The sequence below is a fragment of the Bacillus sp. 05T31 genome (assembly GCF_056396725.1).
The window spans coordinates 1-2841 of the sequence record NZ_JBFTMA010000594.1 but is presented as its reverse complement, the minus strand read 5'-3'; the positions used below and the strand labels follow the sequence as shown (position 1 = coordinate 2841).

Annotated in this window: 5 protein-coding genes; 1 reads left to right on the top strand and 4 read right to left on the bottom strand. The window is 34.9% G+C overall.

The annotated features are described in order from the left end of the window. From AC1DJR_RS24855 to AC1DJR_RS24840, 4 genes are all read right to left on the bottom strand, one after another. A partial coding sequence (locus tag AC1DJR_RS24855; protein ID WP_477003747.1) for a DHH family phosphoesterase occupies positions 1-121 on the bottom strand: 121 nt, incomplete at its 3' end. Positions 122-227: 106 nt separating this feature from the next. Further along, positions 228-893 (bottom strand): lytic polysaccharide monooxygenase, encoded by a 666-nt coding sequence (locus tag AC1DJR_RS24850; RefSeq protein WP_002085072.1) that lies wholly within the window; start codon positions 891-893, stop codon positions 228-230. Between the two features lie 247 nt (positions 894-1140). Continuing rightward, positions 1141-1656 (bottom strand): DinB family protein, encoded by a 516-nt coding sequence (locus tag AC1DJR_RS24845; RefSeq protein WP_477003746.1) that lies wholly within the window; start codon positions 1654-1656, stop codon positions 1141-1143. A 255-nt stretch (positions 1657-1911) separates the two neighbouring features. Continuing rightward, entirely contained in the window at positions 1912-2415 is a 504-nt protein-coding gene (locus AC1DJR_RS24840) for an N-acetyltransferase family protein (RefSeq protein WP_477003745.1), read from the bottom strand. Between the two features lie 105 nt (positions 2416-2520). Between AC1DJR_RS24840 and AC1DJR_RS24835 the strand changes: the two genes are divergently transcribed. Continuing rightward, the coding region (locus AC1DJR_RS24835; RefSeq protein WP_477003744.1) for an HD domain-containing protein at positions 2521-2841 on the top strand (321 nt) is incomplete at its 3' end.

Sequence of the window (2841 nt, the reverse complement as noted above, 5' to 3'; positions counted from 1 at the left end):
ATTCTGCATAAGCAATCGCAGAACAAATTGCATCTGTATCTGGGTTTTTATGCCCGAAAACTAGTACTTTTTCCATGTTTTCCACCTCTTCATGAAAAGGATATCTTAAAGAAGCAAATATGACAATATTTAAAGCCGAATTTTTTATAAATAATTGTACTTTCTTCTATATTTTTCATAAAAAAGATCATCTAAAATGAATTAGATGATCAAAATGTATATTTAATTTAAAATAGTGTAGGAACTTGCACTACATTGTTAAACGCAAAATTGGAATTTAAACCATTATTCACAAGGTTCACATCAATAACTTGATAAAACGCATTTCCAGTGTCCGCAATCTCCCAAACAGCTAAAATAAGATGGTAGCCACTACGATCAGTTGGTACATTTGCTTCATGCGTTACTGTTGTCCCCGGTCTAACTCCGCCATCATTTTTCACATAGAACGGCACTAAATCTAAACTAGACCTTGTTAAAGGCATATTTGGATTCCAATCCTTCTTTGTAATGTAGTATTTCCATTCTTTCGTACTATGAGGAGCCGTTAATTTCCACTTGAATGTATTCGTCCCGCCGTTTAACGTAACTTTCTTCCACCTATCCACTGATTGAGCGTCTAAAGCAGGAAAATGACCAGCACCTGCAATTTGTCCATCAGAAGGTCCTAATTGCGGAAAGCCGCCTATTCCTTCTACACTTTGTGGTTCATATTGAACTGGACCGCAATTTACATTTACCCCTTGCTTACATAAAAAAGATCGGCTCGCTGGTGATTCTACATACCCATGAGCTGAAGCCTTTTCTGAAAATCCAAATGTTAATAATCCCGTAAGTAATATCCCACCACTTAACATAATCTTTTTCATCTTTTGTAAACTTGTCTTTTTCATTCTTTCATCCCCTTCCCAAAAATGAAACGAAAATAACTATAGTTGCCTAGTCATCTTCTCTACAACCATTATAAGTGGAAGGGCATTACTAAAAGAACCCTCTAAAAACTTTCTCAAATTCAATTAGTATATTAAATAAAGTTTATTGATACATTCAAATAACACCGCTAGAAAAATATAGACGGTGTTAAATATACTCAATTAAACCATTCGTTTACAAATAAATTACGAAATTGGCAAAGGTAGTCTAGTTATCGAATAGCCCTCTTCCYCKCAGATTTGCGGAAACAGGCTCCTTTCCTATTTCACGTGCCCATATAGATAACTGGCCGATATGGTGGATTTCATGGACAATGACATGACGTATTATCTCTCCGTGTGTACATTCAATGACTCGGCGCCTGATTGGGGCGTCTCTAGAGCTAATCGTTTCTTCATTGAAATCAGTTTCTGAAAGTTTCCGAGAATCCATTTCATTTGTCCAAGATGTCACAAATGGCTTCACTTTCTCGTGATATTGAGCTGAGAGATTTTTTACTTTTTGCAAGCTGGYATACTCTTCAAACAATGGCTCCTCAGGAACTGGCTCACCTCGCAAACCTAAGATCCACATATATTCCACATCTACAATGTGAAATAAAGTATGTAGGATACTGCCGAACCCACCGACCCGTTTCTTTAATAGTTCTTCATCCGGCATGTCTTCGCACAATGTAAACCATTCATCACGAACTTGCCAGTTATATTGAAACAGTTTCAACATCACAGCAACCTCCATCTTTTAGATTAACATTTAATATTCACCAAAATACTTCAAAATCCCTATTTAAATAATAACTCTAAAAAAACCTGTTAAAACCTTATACAAATTAGCCCTCAAATTGAACATTTAATATGAGGTTAATGAATGAAAAGAAACCCCCTATTATACAGGGGTTTATCAATCTTTTTACAAATCAATACTGAGACCTAATAACAAATTTGTGGTTTGAAAATATCCCTCTTTTTAAATAAAAAACTAAATCATTTTATAATAAATTACCGTTGCATCTAACTCACCATTCGGAGAAATTGCATATTCAGGTATTTTTCCAACTTCTTGATAGTCTAATGATTTATACAATCTATTGGAAGGGTCTCCTTCTCTCGTATCTAGTACTAAAAGAGACCGTTTTTCTTGTTTTGCTCGCTCCTCTGCTTTTTGCATGAGTAAACGTCCAATACCATTACGTCTAAAGTTTGGATGAGTCATTAACTTGCAAATTTCAGCTCTATGTATCCCATTAGGCTTTGTAACTAAATGTAATTGAATACTCCCTGCCACTTCATTGTTTATTTTAGCAACATACAATATCACTTCTGGTGCTAATACMGTTTGCCAATAATTTGTTGCTTCTTTTTGTTCCAGTGGAGGTAAAAAACCAATTGACGCCYCATCATTTACTACAGTTTTCAACAGTTCAGAAAGCTCTTCAATGTCTTCATCAAGTCGTTTAATTTCTTCTATTACTATACTTCGCATTCCTTTTCCCCCTTTTGTTTCATTGTAACAAYTTTTAAAGMAGGAATAATGAAATWCTAAGATGAAATTATTAAATATATGATTTTTTAGAGAAAGGATACCTATATGAAATATATATTAGATAGGACATATGCAAGAGAATTACTCCAGTGGGCATATGAACAAAACCCAGGTCCGTGGTTCGATCATTCAYGTAATGTTGCCCTTGCAACTGAAAAGATAGTTGTTGAACTTATTAATAATGGGTACGACCTAGATGCTGATATAGCATACAACGCTGCCCTCCTGCATGACATAGGAAGATATAAAGGTTTTACTAAATCTGTTATTCATTCCTATGATGGTTATATGTATATGAATGATTTAGGGTATACAGGAAACGCCATTATATGTGTGACGCATTCATTTCCTTGCAAAAATGAGCAT